The 14666-nt window shown below is 69.1% G+C and carries 16 protein-coding genes; 8 read left to right on the forward strand and 8 right to left on the reverse strand.

The features are described 5' to 3' along the window. Positions 1-28: 28 nt before the first annotated feature. On the forward strand, positions 29-901 hold the full coding sequence (locus R8F63_18265) for a 5'-3' exonuclease H3TH domain-containing protein (GenBank protein ID MDW3220556.1): 873 nt from the start codon (positions 29-31) through the stop codon (positions 899-901). After that, positions 901-1527 (forward strand): HD domain-containing protein, encoded by a 627-nt coding sequence (locus R8F63_18270; protein ID MDW3220557.1) that lies wholly within the window; start codon positions 901-903, stop codon positions 1525-1527. The genes R8F63_18265 and R8F63_18270 overlap by 1 nt, the downstream gene beginning before the upstream one ends. Positions 1528-1570: 43 nt before the next feature. Here the strand turns inward: R8F63_18270 and rraA are convergent, their stop codons facing one another. The 3 genes from rraA to R8F63_18285 are packed head-to-tail and all read right to left on the reverse strand — an operon-like array spanning position 1571 to position 3667. Continuing rightward, positions 1571-2059, reverse strand: a complete 489-nt coding sequence (gene rraA / locus R8F63_18275; GenBank protein ID MDW3220558.1) for a ribonuclease E activity regulator RraA — start codon at positions 2057-2059, stop codon at positions 1571-1573. Positions 2060-2114: 55 nt separating this feature from the next. Further along, positions 2115-2582 (reverse strand): hypothetical protein, encoded by a 468-nt coding sequence (locus tag R8F63_18280; protein ID MDW3220559.1) that lies wholly within the window; start codon positions 2580-2582, stop codon positions 2115-2117. A gap of 8 nt (positions 2583-2590) precedes the next feature. Continuing rightward, positions 2591-3667 carry an ATP-dependent DNA ligase gene (locus tag R8F63_18285; protein ID MDW3220560.1) on the reverse strand — a complete coding sequence of 359 codons (1077 nt, stop codon included), beginning with the start codon at positions 3665-3667 and terminating at the stop codon, positions 2591-2593. Positions 3668-3735: 68 nt separating this feature from the next. On the opposite strand from R8F63_18285, the gene R8F63_18290 reads away from it, so the two are divergent. Beyond that, entirely contained in the window at positions 3736-4872 is a 1137-nt protein-coding gene (locus R8F63_18290) for an alpha/beta fold hydrolase (GenBank protein ID MDW3220561.1), read from the forward strand. Between the two features lie 31 nt (positions 4873-4903). On the opposite strand, the gene R8F63_18295 is transcribed toward R8F63_18290, so the two are convergent. The 4 genes from R8F63_18295 to R8F63_18310 all read right to left on the reverse strand — a co-directional run bounded on the left by R8F63_18295 (position 4904) and on the right by R8F63_18310 (position 8756). Next, positions 4904-5554 carry a pyridoxamine 5'-phosphate oxidase family protein gene (locus R8F63_18295; GenBank protein ID MDW3220562.1) on the reverse strand — a complete coding sequence of 217 codons (651 nt, stop codon included), beginning with the start codon at positions 5552-5554 and terminating at the stop codon, positions 4904-4906. Between the two features lie 159 nt (positions 5555-5713). Further along, complete coding sequence (locus R8F63_18300; GenBank protein ID MDW3220563.1) at positions 5714-7045, reverse strand: carotenoid oxygenase family protein; 1332 nt, start codon at positions 7043-7045, stop codon at positions 5714-5716. A gap of 92 nt (positions 7046-7137) precedes the next feature. Continuing rightward, positions 7138-7725 carry a TIGR00730 family Rossman fold protein gene (locus R8F63_18305; protein MDW3220564.1) on the reverse strand — a complete coding sequence of 196 codons (588 nt, stop codon included), beginning with the start codon at positions 7723-7725 and terminating at the stop codon, positions 7138-7140. Positions 7726-7751: 26 nt separating this feature from the next. After that, positions 7752-8756: a 2-oxoglutarate and iron-dependent oxygenase domain-containing protein gene (locus R8F63_18310; protein MDW3220565.1), complete on the reverse strand. Its 1005-nt coding sequence runs from the start codon at positions 8754-8756 to the stop codon at positions 7752-7754. Positions 8757-8816: 60 nt separating this feature from the next. Between R8F63_18310 and R8F63_18315 the strand changes: the two genes are divergently transcribed. The 4 genes from R8F63_18315 (at position 8817) to R8F63_18330 (ending at position 12163) form a co-directional block, all read left to right on the forward strand. Continuing rightward, positions 8817-9608 carry an LLM class flavin-dependent oxidoreductase gene (locus R8F63_18315; protein MDW3220566.1) on the forward strand — a complete coding sequence of 264 codons (792 nt, stop codon included), beginning with the start codon at positions 8817-8819 and terminating at the stop codon, positions 9606-9608. 82 nt (positions 9609-9690) lie between these two features. Then, positions 9691-11247 carry an acyl-CoA carboxylase subunit beta gene (locus R8F63_18320; GenBank protein MDW3220567.1) on the forward strand — a complete coding sequence of 519 codons (1557 nt, stop codon included), beginning with the start codon at positions 9691-9693 and terminating at the stop codon, positions 11245-11247. Next, complete coding sequence (locus R8F63_18325; GenBank protein MDW3220568.1) at positions 11244-11432, forward strand: hypothetical protein; 189 nt, start codon at positions 11244-11246, stop codon at positions 11430-11432. The genes R8F63_18320 and R8F63_18325 overlap by 4 nt, the downstream gene beginning before the upstream one ends. 2 nt (positions 11433-11434) lie before the next feature. Continuing rightward, positions 11435-12163, forward strand: coding sequence for a 2-phosphosulfolactate phosphatase (locus R8F63_18330; GenBank protein MDW3220569.1), 729 nt, complete (start codon positions 11435-11437; stop codon positions 12161-12163). Positions 12164-12169: 6 nt separating this feature from the next. Here the strand turns inward: R8F63_18330 and pheA are convergent, their stop codons facing one another. Next, positions 12170-13108 (reverse strand): prephenate dehydratase, encoded by a 939-nt coding sequence (gene pheA, locus R8F63_18335; protein ID MDW3220570.1) that lies wholly within the window; start codon positions 13106-13108, stop codon positions 12170-12172. A gap of 50 nt (positions 13109-13158) precedes the next feature. Between pheA and R8F63_18340 the strand changes: the two genes are divergently transcribed. Further along, positions 13159-14496 (forward strand): MFS transporter, encoded by a 1338-nt coding sequence (locus tag R8F63_18340; protein MDW3220571.1) that lies wholly within the window; start codon positions 13159-13161, stop codon positions 14494-14496. Positions 14497-14666 lie beyond the last annotated feature (170 nt).

Genomic DNA, 14666 nt, shown 5'->3' on the forward strand with positions numbered 1-14666 from the left:
AGGCTCCGGCGATGGAGGATGTCCCCGCATGAAGGTCCATCTCGTCGACGGCACCTACGAGCTGTTTCGCTACCACTATTCGCCGGCCAACAAGGACACGCGGCACGGCGCTCAGCGGGGCGTGCTGAGCACGGTGCTCGACCTCGTCGCCGACGGGGCCACGCACATCGGGATCGCCACCGACACGGTGATCGAGTCGTTCCGCAACGATCTGTACGACGGCTACAAGGACGGCAGCGGTGTCGAGCCGGACCTGCTCGCCCAGTTCCCCGAGGTCGAGGAACTGCTCGAACTCGCCGGCTTCGCGGTGTGGCCGCAGATCACCCACGAGGCCGACGACGGCATGGCGGCCGGCGCCGCGATGGCCGCGGCCGACGACCGGGTCGAACAGGTGATCATCTGCACGCCCGACAAGGACCTCGCCCAGTGCGTGACGGCCGACGGTCGCGTGATCCAGCTCGATCGGCGTCGCGAGATCATCTACGACCGGGCTGGTGTGATCGAGAAGTTCGGCGTTCCGCCCGAGTCGATTCCGGACTATCTCGGCGTGGTCGGCGACACCGCCGATGGCTTCCCCGGGCTCCCGGGCTGGGGGGCGAAGTCCGCCGCGAAGATCCTCTCGCGGTTCGGCCACATCGACGAGGTGCCGTTCGACGTGGCGGAATGGGACGGCGTCGATGTGCGCGGCGCGGCGAAGCTGGCGATGACCCTGCGCGAGAACTTCGAGGACGCCTTGCTGTTCCGCCGGATCGCCACCGTCGATCTCGACGCACCGGTGAGCGCGAAGGTGGACGACATGATCTGGAAGGGGCCGAGCGCGGGCTTCGACGAGCGTTGTGCCGCGCTCGGTGCCGAACGGGTGGCCAAGCGGGCGCACGAGTTGTTCTGGAAGTACGCCTGATGGATCAGGACGACGCCGTCGCGCTCGCCGCCGAGTTCGACCCGGAACTCGCCGAACGGATCCGGTTCATCTACGAGCTCGACAAGCTGAAGAGCGAACTCCGCCAGACGCTGCTGGCCGACGGGAGCCGCCGGGAGAACTCCGGCGAGCACTCCTGGCATCTCGCGATGCTGGCGATGGTGATGGCGCCGCACGCGAAGGAGCCTCTCGACATCGACCGGGCGATCCGCATCCTCCTCGTCCACGACATCGTCGAGATCGACGCGGGGGACGTCGACATCTACGACTACGAGGCGCGCAAGGCGAAGGAGGCGGAGGAGATCGCCGCCGCCGACCGGATCTTCGGCCTGCTCCCGGAACCGGAGTCCTCGGAGCTGCGGGCGCTGTGGGACGAGTACGAGGCCCGTGAGACGCCGGAGGCTCGCTTCGCCTACGCCTGTGATCGGTTGCAGCCGTTCCTGCTCAACCTCGCGATCGGCGGCGAGTCGTGGACCCGGCGGGGCGTGACCGGATCCGAGGTCAAGGCGATCAACTCGAAGATGGCGGACGGCCTCGACGGTGTCTGGGAGGTCGTCGAGAAGCTCATCGACCGCGCCGTGGACGAAGGCACGATCCTCGACCCCTGAGTTGGGACAGGGGGTCAGACACCTGTCCCAACTCCGCCCCGGTTCAGCCCAGCGGTCGGTCGGCGACGAGTACGCCGTCGAGATCCGCGCAGATCCAGTCGCCGGGACGGATCGTCGCGCCGCCGAACGTCACCGCCACGTCGCGGTCGCCGAGTCCGCGTTTCTCGGTCTTGCGGGGGTTCGTGCCGAGCGCATGGATGGCGAGGTCGGTCGTCGCCAGGATCGCGGCGTCGCGCACCGCGCCATAGACGAGGATGCCGGACCAGCCGTTGGCGCTCGCCTTCGCCGCGAGTTGATCGCCCACCACGGCTCGACGCCGCGACCCGCCGGCATCGACGACGAGGACCTTGCCGTGTCCGTCCTCTGCGACGGCTTCGCGTACGAGCGAGTTGTCCTCGAAGATCTTCAGCGTGACCGCCTCGCCGGCCATCCGATCCCGACCGCCGAGCGAACGGAAGTCGTTGTCGAGCACCGTGACCTCGTCGTCGTGGTCGTCGCACAGGTCGGCCGTTGCCGGAAGATCAGCGTCCATCCCCCGAGTTTGGACACGGGGTCAGACACCTGTCCAAACTCGCCATGTCCGAACGTCAGTCGCAGATGATCGCGTCCTCGGTGTCGAGGAGGTAGCGGTCGGTCTGGTCGCCGCGAACGAGGTAGACGTGTCGCTCGTCGGTCGGGTCGAGCCACAACACCTCGTCGCCTCGCCGCCAGCCGGAGTCCGTGAGGTCGTCGATCACGTCGGCGGTGCGGAACGTGCGGTTGCGAACCTGCTGGTCGACGTAGGCGAGCAGGTTGACCGGGTCCCAGTGGTACGCCCCGAGGTCACCGATGACGATCTCGTCGACGAGCTCCCAGCCGCACGTCGAATCACCGGCCCGGGAGAAGATCTCGTGCGGCGGGACCGGACACCCGCGCTCGTCGGTCCAGACGTCCACGCCGTCCGCGGTCACGACCTCGGGGCACGCGGCGGTCGATTCGTCGGCGACCGTGCACGCGCCGCCGAAGAGCGCAGCCAGTGCCAACGCCAGCATGGGAGCGGCGGAGATGGACCGCATCCGGCGGCTCACCCGTCGGCGCTGAGGACTTCGCTGATGCCGACCGGCGCGGCGACCTCGAGCTGGTCGTACGCACACGACGCGGCGTCGCGGTCCGGTCGCCAACGCACGAACCGCGTCGTCCCGCGGAATCGTCCGTTCAGCACGGCTTCGTACTTGACCTCGGCGACGAGCTCGCAGGTGAGCGGCACCCACATCGCCGTGTCGCGACCGGCGCTCCAGCGGTTCGGCCCGCCGGGCATCAGCCCCTCCTCGTGTGCCTCCGGGTTCATCCATTCCGACCACGGGTGGTCGGCCGGATCGTCGATGATGAAGGGCGCGAGTGTCTCGACCAGCTCCGCTCGCAGGCTCGCCTTGAACGACGAGGCGACGCCCATGTGTTGCAGGCGACCCTCCTCGTCGTGCAGTCCGACGAGCATCGAACCGACGCCCTCGCCGTCCTTGTGCAGCCGATAGCCGGCGATGACGACGTCGGCCGTGCGCGTGTGCTTGACCTTGTACTGGACGCGCTTGTTCGGCTGGTAGGTGCCGTCGCGGGGCTTGGCGATCAGCCCGTCGAGCCCCGCCCCCTCGAAGCGGACGTACCAGTCCTGCGCGATCTCCCGGTCGAGTGTCGACGGCACGAGATGGATCGGCGCGGCGAACGACGCGCCGAGCGCCTCGAGGATCTGGCGCCGATCGCGGAACGGCTCATCGGTGAGATCCGTGTCGTTCACGGCGAGCACGTCGAACGCCACGAACTCCGCGGGCGTCTCCTCGGCGAGGCGGTTGACCCGTGACTCGGCGGGGTGGATCCGTTGCTGGAGCGCGTCGAATCCGAGGTGGTCCTCGACCGTCACGATGATCTCGCCGTCGACGACGCAGCGATCGGGGAGACAGTCGCGCAGCGGTTGGAGGAGCTCGGGGAAGTAGCGGGTCAGTGGTTTCTCGTTGCGTGACCCGAGGTGGACCTCGTCGCCGTCACGGAACACGATGCAGCGGAAGCCGTCCCACTTCGGCTCGAACGCGAGGTCGCCGATCTCGGGGATGCCGTCGACGGCCTTCGCCAGCATCGGCTTGACGGGCGGTGCAACCGGGAGGTCCATCGGCGGCGAGCTTAGGCGCCGGCGTCGGCGAGTTGCCCTGGTTGCTCCGGCGCGGCGAGCATGCGGGCATGAGCGACGAGATCCGCCCCTTCACCATCGACGTCCCCGACGCCGCCATCGACGACCTGCGCGACCGGCTGGCCCGGGCTCGCTGGCCGGAGAAGGAGGCCGTCGATGACTGGAGCCAGGGCATCCCCCTCGCCTACACGCAGGAGCTCTGCGACTACTGGGCGACGGACTACGACTGGCGGCGCTTCGAGTCCGCGATCAACGCGTACGACAACTTCATCACCGAGATCGACGGCGTCGACATCCACTTCATCCACATCCGGTCGCCCCACGAGGACGCCACTCCGATGGTGCTCACCCACGGCTGGCCCGGATCGGTCGCCGAGTTCATGGGCGTCATCGAGCCGCTCACGAATCCGACCGAGCACGGCGGCAGCGCCGACGACGCGTTCCATCTCGTGATCCCGTCGTTGCCCGGCTACGGCTGGAGCGCCAAGCCGGCGTCCTCCGGCTGTGGTGTCGCGTGGATCGCGACCGCGTGGAACACGCTGATGGTCCGGCTCGGCTACGACTCCTACGTCGCCCAGGGCGGCGACTGGGGCAGCGCGGTCACGACCTACATCGGCATGCAGAACCTCGGCAACGTGCGGGCCATCCACACGAACATGCCGGTGGCCGGGCCGACGCCGGAGTCGCTGGCCGAGCCGACACCGCAGGAGGCGAGCGCGCTCGAGGGGCTCGCCCATTACGACAAGTGGGACTCGGGGTACTCGAAGCAGCAGTCCAGCCGCCCGCAGACGCTCGGCTACGGGCTGGTCGACTCGGCGGCCGGTCAGTGCGCGTGGATCGCCGAGAAGATGTGGGCGTGGACCGACAACGACGGCCACCCCGAGTCGGCGCTCACCAAGGACCAGATGCTCGACAACATCTCGATCTACTGGTTCACCGCGACCGGCGCGTCGTCAGCCCGTCTCTACTGGGAGAGCTTTGCCGACTTCGGCGGCGGTGCGGTCGAGGTGCCGACGGGTTGCTCGATCTATCCCAAGGAGATCATCCGGTGCTCGCGCCGCTGGGCCGAGCAGCGCTACGAGAACATCCAGTACTGGAACGAACTCGACCAGGGCGGCCACTTCGCCGCCTGGGAACAACCCGCCCTCTTCGTCGGCGAGATGCGCGCCGCCTTCGCCGTTCTGTGAGTAGTAGTCAGCACCCGGTGCTGACTACTACTCACAGAACGTGGCCGTCGAGGGCCGTGTACTCCTCGGGCACCGGGCGGTCGCCGGTGAGGTCGGCTGCGGGGTAGGGCGTGCCGATGCGGGTCTCGACCGGGATGACGCCGGCCCACCAGGGGCCGGCCATGTCGTCGGGCTCGTCGATGGGGTCGCCGGCGCGCACCTTGGCCGACGCCTCGGCGAGCGGCATCTCGAGGACCAGCGTCTTGCGTTCGTCGATGTCGCTGGCCGGCCGGCCGATGTCCCAGTTCGCGACGACATGATCCGTGATGATCTTGAGCGCCCGCAGCTTGGCGTCCTTCTCCTCGATCTTCGTCGCCCGGCCCCGTACCACCACCGACCGGTAGTTCATCGAGTTGTGGAACGGCGTGCGGGCCATCACCAGGCCGTCGACATGGGTGACGGTCGCGCAGATCTCGTGGCCATCGCCCGTGCCGAGGAGATGGTTCGCGGCCGCGCCGTGGAGGTAGAGCGTGTCGTCGTCACGCCCGTAGGCCATCGGCAGCACGAGGGGGCCATCGGGGGTCTGGACGCCGACGTGGGCGATCATCCCGGTATCGAGGATCGCGCGTACCCGGTCGCCTTCGTAGACGGCGCGGTTCGCGCCGCGCCGGACGGTGGTGCGGGTTGACGGAGCTTCGGGCATGACGGCGAGGATAGAGCGCCTCGCCGTCATGCCCGGAGCGAATTCGCCAGCGTCCTCGCCCGCGACCACCCCCTCGCAATCTCTGGTCACGAAAGGGTCGGATTTCCCGCGATTCGTGCGACCTTTCGTGACCAGAGATTGTTATGGGGGGAGGTCCGGCTACGCCTCGCTCGGCACCCAGTTCCCGTGGAAGCCGTAGGGCACGCGCTGGGGGAGGTGGACAACGGCCTGCGGTTCGCCGCTGAAGTCCTGCGCGTTGAGGATCACGACGTCGGCCGTGTTGGTGTTCGCGTCGTGGACGTAGCTGAGGCACCAGCCGTCGTCCTCGTCCGCATCGGGCGCGCGGGGCACGAACACCATCTCCTGGCTCGATCGACCCGGGCCGAAGTCGTGGATCTCGGTCGTATTCGCGTGCAGGTCACGTTTGTACGCGGGGCCCTCCTCGCCGACGAAGCCGACCGTGTAGCCGTAGCGCGCGTCCTTGCCGACCTTGCGCTCGTCGACCCGGGGGAACTCCTGGTTGCGGTCGTCGAGGAGTTCCTCGGAGACCGTGCCCTTCGCCGGGTCGAGGATCCATCGGTAGAGCTGGGGTGGGCCCTCGGCCGGCCCGTTGGTGACGGTGTCGAACACCCGTTGGTGCTTCGCGACGTCGAGTTGGATCGTGCCGTCCGGCCGGTCGAACGAGTTGAGCGGGTGGAACACGAAACACGGATCGAGCTCACACCACTGCACGGCGTCGCCGGGCGCGTCGAACGGCAGCACGCCGATGCGGCTCGGTGCGTCGGCCTGCCAGCGGTAGGGCAGGCCGGAGCCGGCCATGGCTTCGTTCAGGTCGAAGTGCACGGGGAAGTCGAGGACGAGCACGGCCGATTCGGTGATCGAGCAGTCGTGGATCATCGGGCTGTGGCCGACCGGCACGTCGACCTGGTGACGCACGCGGCCGTCGGTGCCGACGACCACGTACCGGACGTGGTCCTCCCAGCCGAAGAAGTAGGTGACGGCGTGGAGTTCGCCGGTGTCGGGGTGGCGCTTCGGGTGGGCGGTGAACGTCCCGTCGAGCGTGTCGTCGAAGTTCGACGGCGCGACCGACTCGAGCTCCTCGGTCAGCTCGACCGGCCAGTTGAATCCCTCGACGATGGCGTAGGTCTTGCCGCCGTGGCCGATGATGTTCGTATTGGCGCCGCCGTCGCCGTCCATGTGGCGCGGGCCGGGCATGCGCGGCCGCCCGAGGGCGTCGGCGACGCTGTCGCCGTTGATGTAGCGGTTGCGGTACCACTCGGCCTTCCCGCCGCGCAGCCGCAGGCCGTGAGCCATGCCGGTTCCGGTGAACCAGTGGTCCGTCGGTTTGGGATCGAGGACCGGGTTCGGGCCGATCCGCAGGAGGCGTCCGTCCAACTCCTCGGGGATCGTGCCGGTGACGTCGAGGTCGAGCGACGTGAGCTCTTCGCGCACCGGCGCGTAGTTGTCCTGGAAGAAGTCGACGGTAGTCATGGACACAGTCTGCGCGCGTCCACCGGACCTTCGCATCCTCCCCAGGTCGGATTCGTACTTTCTGGGGTCTGACCCCAGAAAGTATGCGGGGATCAGACGGCGTCGTCGCCGATCCACTTGGGGACGTAGGTGAGGTCCTGGGCGGCGAGGGCGTCGAGGAGGCCGGCGGGGGAGTCGTCCGCGAGGAGGACGCCGCGGTTGGCGGGCTTGAGGATCGCCCTGTCGACCATGCCGTCCAGCAACTCGAGGAGGGGCTGCCAGAACCCACCCACGTCGAGCACGCCGACCGGCTTGGTGAGCAGCCCGATCTGGTTCCACGTGAGCGTCTCGGCGAGCTCCTCGAGGGTGCCGAACCCGCCGGGGAGGGCGATGAAGGCGTCGGCGAGCTCGTACATGCGCGCCTTGCGGACATGCATCGTGTCGACCTCTTCCAGTCGCGTCAGTTCGCGGTGGCCGACCTCGCGGGAGAAGAGGTTCTTCGGGATCACGCCGGTGACGGTGCCACCCCCGTCCATCACCGTGTCGGCGATGAGCCCCATCAGACCGACCGCGCCGCCGCCGTAAACCAGTTCGATGCCGCGGGCGACGAGCTCCTCACCCAGCGCCACGGTCGCCTCGGTGATCGCCGGGTCGGAACCGGGCGACGAGGCACAGAAGACGCACACGCGTTCGAACGACATCGCCAGGACTCTACGACTCGGCGCCGTCACTCCCCCTGGACGGCGGCCTGGCTCTGGCGGTAGCTCACCGGCGCGTAGCGGGCCGGCGCGTCCGGCGAGACACAGGTCGGCAGCGGATGCATCACATGGTCGGCGTTGGCGTTGAAGAAGAACGGGATCGAGTAGCGGGAGGTGGACGTCCTGTTGTCGGCGAAGTGGCGCACGCTGAGGAACCGGTCGTTGCTCCACTGGCGCAGGAGCTCCCCGGTGTTCACCACGTAGGCCCCGTCGATGACGGGCACCGTGATCCAGGCATCGCGCGGGGTGCTGTAGATCGTGAGGCCCGGCCCGTTCTGACGGAGCAGCGTGAAGAACGTCGTGTCGACATGGGGAGCGATGCCGTAGGCGCCGGTGGGCCGGGCCGTGTCGACGCCGGGGTAGTGGCTCAGCCGCAGCCGCCAGAACGGGTCGGCGAACGCATCGGCGAAGAAGTCGGGATCCAGCTCGAGCGCGGCGGCGTAGACGGGCACGAGGCGTAGCGCCAGCGCCTCGACCGCGGCCGCATACGCCTCCACGGTGGCGCGGAACCCCCGCAGCTCGGGCTCCGGCGGCCACTGGTTGTCGTCGAATCCGATCCCGGTGTCCTGCTTGATCAGGAAGGCCTCGTTCAGGTTGCCGACGGCCCGACGGGGCAGCAGGCGTTCGCCGACGCGCAGGTAGCCGACACCGCGGACCGGCCACTCGGCACGGTCCATCGCGATCGATTCCTTCGTCGCGTCGTCGAGATCGTGGAAGGCGCGGGTGGCGGCGAACGTGCGCTCGACCAGTGTCTCGTCGACCCCGTGCCCGACCAGTTGGAAGAACCCGACGGTCTCGCACGCGGCGCGCAACTCGGTGGCGACGGTGACCGGATCGTGCCCCAGATCGATCACCGGGATGTCGCCGGGCCCGGCCGGGACCGGCGTGCTCGTGTCCCAACTCTCCGCCTGGTCGCGCAGCTCCTGCTCGCGGGCCGCGGGATCGAACGAACCAGCGTCGGTCGGGTCGGTCATCGAAAGCGAGCCTAGGGCCGCCGCCCGCGGCTGTTCCGGCGGTCGACCTACCATCACGGCGTGAAGCATGGTGTCTTCGTCGCTCCGTTCGGTCCGTTGGCCGATCCGCACAAGCTCGTCGACCTCGCCGCGATCGCCGAGGAGTCCGGGTGGGACGGCATCTTCCTGTGGGATCACGTGCTGCGGCCCGAGAGCAACGAGATCGTCGACACATGGGTCGCGCTCGGCGCGATGGCGGCCGCCACGGACCGCATCCGGCTCGGCCCGATGGTCACCCCGGTGCCGCGGCGCCGGCCGATCAAGCTCGCCCGCGAGATCCTCACTGTCGACCTGATGAGCGATGGCCGGCTGACGGTCGGCGTCGGCTCGGGCACGGACTCCGGCGGCGAACTGTCCCGCTTCGACGAGATCGTGGACGGGCGGGCCCGGGGCGCTCGGCTCGAGGAGGGTCTCGACATCATCGCCCGGCTGCTCGAGGGCGAGACGCTCGCCCACGTCGGCGAGCACTTCCGGGTGGACGGTGTCTCCCTCGAGCCCCGGCCGGCCCAGCAGCCCCGTCCGCCGATCTGGTGTGCGGCGCGCGGCTCGGCGACGAAGCCCGTCCGCCGGGCCGCCCGCTACGACGGCATGTTCCCGATCGATGTCGACGAGGCGAGCTTCCATCGGATGCTGGAGACGGTGGCGGACGAGCGCGGCTCGCTCGACGGCTTCGACGTCTGCCTCCGCACGGACTACGACGGCACGGCCCCGCCGTTCGCCGACGACGGCGCGACCTGGCTGCTGCGGGCGTTCCGACCGGTCGTCGAACACAAGACCGTCTTCGACGCGGTCGTCCACGGACCGCCTGGCTGACGCGCAAGGTGAAGCGGGGGTCAGACCCCGGTTGAAGCGCCCGTTTCGGGGACCACGACCGCCGACAGGTAGATTGCCTGCCGTGGTTGATCAGTCGATGAAGGCCAAGCTCGAAGACCTGCGCGAGCGCAAGGAACAGGCGCTGCACGCCGGGTCCGAGCGTTCCGTGCAGCGTCAGCACGACAAGGGCAAGATGCTCGCCCGCGAGCGGATCGAGTACCTGCTCGACGAGGGCTCGTTCAACGAGTTGGACATGCTCGCGCGGCATCGTGCCGCGGAAGGCGTGCTCGACGAGCGGCCCTACACCGACGGTGTCATCACCGGCTGGGGCACGGTCGACGGCCGCAAGGTGTTCGTCTTCAGCCAGGACTTCACCGTCATGGGCGGCGCTCTCGGCGAGGTCTTCGCCGAGAAGCTCCACAAGGTGATGGACCTCGCCCTCGCCACCGGCGCGCCGATGATCGGGCTGAACGACGGTGCCGGCGCCCGCATCCAGGAAGGCGTCGTGTCGCTCGACGGCTACGGCGGCATCTTCCATCGCAACGTGCAGGCGTCCGGTGTCATCCCGCAGATCTCCGTCATCCTCGGCCCCTGCGCCGGCGGTGCGGTCTACAGCCCGGCCATGACCGACTTCATCTTCATGGTGCGCGAGAAGTCCCACATGTTCATCACCGGTCCCGACGTGGTGAAGACGGTCACCGGTGAGGAGGTCACGCTCGAGGAACTCGGCGGGGCCGGCTCGCACAGCTCGAAGTCCGGCGTGGCGACCTTCGTGGCCGACAGTGAGGAGGACGTGCTCGACGAGGTGAAGTACCTCCTCAGCTTCCTCCCGTCGAACAACCTCGAGCAGACCCCGAGGCTGGACTCCGCCGACGACCCGGATCGCCTGTGCCCGGAGCTGGACGAGATCCTGCCCGAGAGCCCGAACGTCCCGTACGACATGAAGCAGGTCATCGGCGCCGTGGTCGACGACGGCGACTATCTCGAGTACCACTCGGCCTGGGGTAGGAGCATCACGTGCGGCTTCGCCCGGGTCGACGGTCGCGCCGTCGGCGTGGTCGGCAACCAGCCGATGATGCTGGCCGGCGTGCTCGACATCGAGTCGGCCGAGAAGGCCGCCCGGTTCGTGCGCACCTGCGATGCGTTCAACATCCCGCTGCTCACGTTCGTGGACGTCCCCGGCTTCCTGCCCGGCGTCGACCAGGAGTACGGCGGCATCATCCGCCACGGCGCCAAGCTGCTCTACGCCTACTGCGAGGCCACCGTGCCCCGCATCCAGATCATCACCCGCAAGGCCTATGGCGGCGCGTACGTGGTGATGGACTCCAAGTCCGTCGGCTCGGATCTCGCCTTCGCATGGCCCACCGCGGAGCTCGCGGTGATGGGGTCACAGGGCGCGGTGGAGATCCTCTATCGCCGTGAACTCGCCGACGCCGCCGATCCCGAAGCCCGCCGGGCCGAGCTGATCGAGGACTACACCGATCGCCTCGCGAACCCCTACATCGCGGCCGAGCGGGGCTACGTCGACGACGTGATCGAGCCGAGCGAGACCCGCCGCAAGGTGGTCGCCGGTCTGCGGTTGCTCGAGTCGAAGCGCGAGGAGATGCCCCAGCGCAAGCACGGGAACGTGCCGCTGTGAGCGACCCGATCGACGCCGTCTCGGTGTCGCCGGCTCCCTCCGAGGAGGAGATGGCCGCGATCCTCGCCGCCTACGAGGCACTCTGGCCGCGCCCTTCCGGGGCGACCGAGCCCGACGCCCTGCCCCGGTGGCGTTTCGCCGGCCGGTGGTGGTCGGCCCGTCCCCGCTACGGCGGCTGGACCTGAGCGTGGCCGACTCGGACGGGTTCCGGGTCCATCTCGAGTGGGGACCGATGGGGTTGCGCACCCTCGCGCCCCTGGTCGACGTCGTGATCGTCGTGGACGTGCTGTCGTTCACGACCTGTGTCGACATCGCCCTCGGCCGGGGCGCGGCCGTCCACCCCTACAAGTGGCACGACGGCTCCGAGGCAGACTTTGCGGCGTCGCTCGGTGCGACGCTGGCCGGGCCCCGCGATGGGGACGCGCCCTACTCGCTCGCTCCCTCGTCGCTCGCGGACGTCCCCGCGGGGACGTCCATCGTGCTGCCGTCGCCCAACGGCTCGGCCCTCGCGTTCGGCGCGGTCGACGCTGGTGCCGACGACGTGGTCGCCGCGTGCATCCGCAACGGTGCTGCCGTCGGCTCCGCGTTCGCCGACGAGGATGTGCGGGTCGGCGTGGTCGCGGCCGGCGAGCGCTGGCGCGGCGACACCGGACCGATGCGCGTCGCGGTGGAGGACCTCCTCGGCGCGGGTGCCGTGCTCTCGATGTTCGACCGCCTCGACCTGAGCCCCGAGGCTCGCGTGGCGGCCGCCGCCTGGCACGACGCGGAGGGCGACATCGTCGAGCGCCTCCGGGCCTGCACCTCCGGCCGGGAACTCATCGAGCGGGGCTGGCCGGACGACGTCGACCTCGCGGCCCAGGCGCACGTCAGTGATCTCGTGCCGGTCCTGCGCGACGGTCGGTTCGTCGATCGCTGAGCCGGGTCAGCGAATCTGGTCCCGCAGACCTTCGAGCCAGTCGTCGGCCTCGTGGACGCCGGCGCGGTTCGTCGCCTGTTCCTCCTCGGTCCCGTAGGCGGACGGGTAGGACCCGAGGAACTTCACGATGCCGTGCTTCATCTGGATGTTGCGCAGGGCGTCGCCGAGCACCTGGTCGGCGATGTGGCCCTCGGCGTCGATCAGGAAGCAGTAGTCGCCGAGCCCGGTGCGGGTCGGGCGGCTCTCGAGCTTGGTGAGGTTGATGTTGCGGGCCGCGAACTCCTGGAGGATGGCGACCAGCGAGCCCGGTTCGTCCTCGCGCTGGTAGATCACGATCGAGGTCTTGTCGTGGCCGGACGGTGGCGTGATCCCTTCGCGACCGACGAGGACGAACCGGGTCTGGTTCTCCGGATGGTCCTCGATGTCGGCGGCGAGGATCTCGAGCCCGTAGACCTCGGCGCTGCGCCGCGGCGCGATCGCGGCAGTGTCGCGGCGACCCGATTCGGCGAGCTCGCGGGCCGCGTCGGCCGTGGAGTTGGTCGCCTCGACCGCGGCCTTGGGGAGCTCGTCGGCGAGGTAGCGGCGACACTGGGCGTACGCGACCGGCATCGAGCGGACATGTTCGATGTCGTCGAGGGTGACCCCGGGGTGCACGAGGAGGTTCAGGTTGACGTTCATGACGACCTCCCGCTGGATCAGCAGGTCGGCATCGAAGGCGAGCGTGTCGATGGTCGCGTTGACGGCGCCCTCGATCATGTTCTCGATCGCGGCGAACCCGTAGTCCACGGCGCCGTTCTCGGTCGCCCGCAACACCTCGACGATGCTCGGGAAGCGCACCAACTCCATCGCTGCGAGGTCGGGCTGGGTCAGCACGGCCTGCTCGGTGAAGGTGCCGACCGGTCCGAGATAGGCGACGGTCGGCGGAGTCGATACGGAGTTGCTCACGAACCGCGAGGATAGGGCGGACCATTCGCTCCCGTGTTCGGATTCACCGCATGACCTCCGCCCGGATCATCCGGAACTACCAACTGCTCGCCGGGCTCTACACGCTCGCGGCGTCCCTGATCTGGGGCGTGAACACGCTGTTCCTGCTCGATGCCGGCCTCTCGATCGGGGAGGTCTTCGTGGCGAACGCGGTCTTCTCGGCCGGCATGGTGCTGTTCGAGATCCCGACCGGCGTGGTCGCGGACACGGTCGGTCGCCGGGTGTCCTATCTGCTCTCGATCGCCGTGCTCGGGGTCACGACGGTCCTCTATCTGCTCGCCGCGCAGGCCGAGGCGGGCGTCGGCGTGTTCGCCGCGGTGTCGCTCGTGATGGGACTCGGCTTCACCTTCTACTCGGGAGCGCTCGAGGCGTGGCTGGTCGACGCGCTGCACTCCGTGGGCATGGAGGAGGATCTCGACCACGTCTTCGCCCGGTCGCAGCAGATCACGGGCGCGGCGATGTTGGTCGGCACGACCACCGGTGGCTTCCTCGGCCAGGTCGACCTCGGCGTGCCCTTCGGCGTGCGGGCTGCGCTGCTCGGCGCCCTCTTCGTGTACTCGTGGCGGGTCATGCACGATCTCGGGTTCACGCCGCGGCCGCTCGAGCTCAGCCACATCGGCACCGAGCTCAAGGAACAGACGCGGGTCGGCATCACCTACGGCTGGCGTCAGCCGGGGCTGCGTCTCCTCATGGTGTCGGGGGTCGTGCGAGGCTCGTTTCTCGGGTGGGCGTTCTATTCCGCACAGCCGTACCTGCTCGGTCTGCTGAAGGACGACAAGATCTGGGTGGTGGGGGTGATCACCGCGGCGATGTCGCTGTCGACCATCGCCGGCAACCAGGTCGTCGAGTGGCTGACGCGGCGCTGTGGTCGACGCAGCACGATCATCCTCGGCGGCTCGATCGTCACGACGGTCGGATCGCTCGTCATGGGGCTGACCGACTCGTTCTGGGTCGCGGTGCCGGCGTTCCTGCTCGTGACCGGATCGCTCGGGGTGATCTCGCCCGTGCGCCAGGCCTATGTCCACCACGTGGCCCCGAGCGAACACCGGGCGACGGTCATCAGCTTCGACGCGATGCTGGCATCGGTCGGCGGCACCGGCGGCCAGCTCGGGCTCGGACGCCTGAGCGGCGCCGCCGACGACCTCACGGTCGGCCTCGGCCGCGGCTATGTCGTCGGCGGCCTCACGTCCGTGCTCGTGTGGCCCCTCGTCTGGGCCGTGCGCAAGCGAGGCGACGAGGCGGACGTGATCGTCGGATCCGCTGCCCGCGCCGGCACCTGCGCCGCCCAGGGCCTGCCCCGAGACACCCACGTCACCTCCCACCCCCGCGAGGTCCTCACATCCCGCTGACTCACACCCCACCCGCCCCAACCCACCCACCCACACCCTGCAATCTCTGGTCACCAAAGGGTCGAAATCGCCGGGTCTCGGCCCGCCTTTCGTGCCCAGAGATTGCAGGGGTGGGGCGGGGAACGTTACGTCGGAGTGGACATCTGTGTCGCTATCTGTAACATGGGTAC

The sequence above is a fragment of the Acidimicrobiales bacterium genome, assembly GCA_033344915.1.
In the GTDB taxonomy this organism is placed as follows: domain Bacteria; phylum Actinomycetota; class Acidimicrobiia; order Acidimicrobiales; family Aldehydirespiratoraceae; genus JAJRXC01.

Bases quoted from the DNA above. Each gene is read 5' to 3' on its own strand.
- R8F63_18280 (MDW3220559.1), bottom strand. From the start codon at position 2,582: ATGCGGTCCATCTCCGCCGCTCCCATGCTGGCGTTGGCACTGGCTGCG.
- R8F63_18310 (MDW3220565.1), bottom strand. From the start codon at position 8,756: ATGACCGACCCGACCGACGCTGGTTCGTTCGATCCCGCGGCCCGCGAG.
- R8F63_18295 (MDW3220562.1), bottom strand. From the start codon at position 5,554: ATGCCCGAAGCTCCGTCAACCCGCACCACCGTCCGGCGCGGCGCGAAC.
- R8F63_18305 (MDW3220564.1), bottom strand. From the start codon at position 7,725: ATGTCGTTCGAACGCGTGTGCGTCTTCTGTGCCTCGTCGCCCGGTTCC.
- R8F63_18290 (MDW3220561.1), top strand. From the start codon at position 3,736: ATGAGCGACGAGATCCGCCCCTTCACCATCGACGTCCCCGACGCCGCC.
- rraA (MDW3220558.1), bottom strand. From the start codon at position 2,059: ATGGACGCTGATCTTCCGGCAACGGCCGACCTGTGCGACGACCACGAC.
- R8F63_18340 (MDW3220571.1), top strand. From the start codon at position 13,159: ATGACCTCCGCCCGGATCATCCGGAACTACCAACTGCTCGCCGGGCTC.
- R8F63_18285 (MDW3220560.1), bottom strand. From the start codon at position 3,667: ATGGACCTCCCGGTTGCACCGCCCGTCAAGCCGATGCTGGCGAAGGCC.
- R8F63_18270 (MDW3220557.1), top strand. From the start codon at position 901: ATGGATCAGGACGACGCCGTCGCGCTCGCCGCCGAGTTCGACCCGGAA.
- R8F63_18300 (MDW3220563.1), bottom strand. From the start codon at position 7,045: ATGACTACCGTCGACTTCTTCCAGGACAACTACGCGCCGGTGCGCGAA.
- R8F63_18265 (MDW3220556.1), top strand. From the start codon at position 29: ATGAAGGTCCATCTCGTCGACGGCACCTACGAGCTGTTTCGCTACCAC.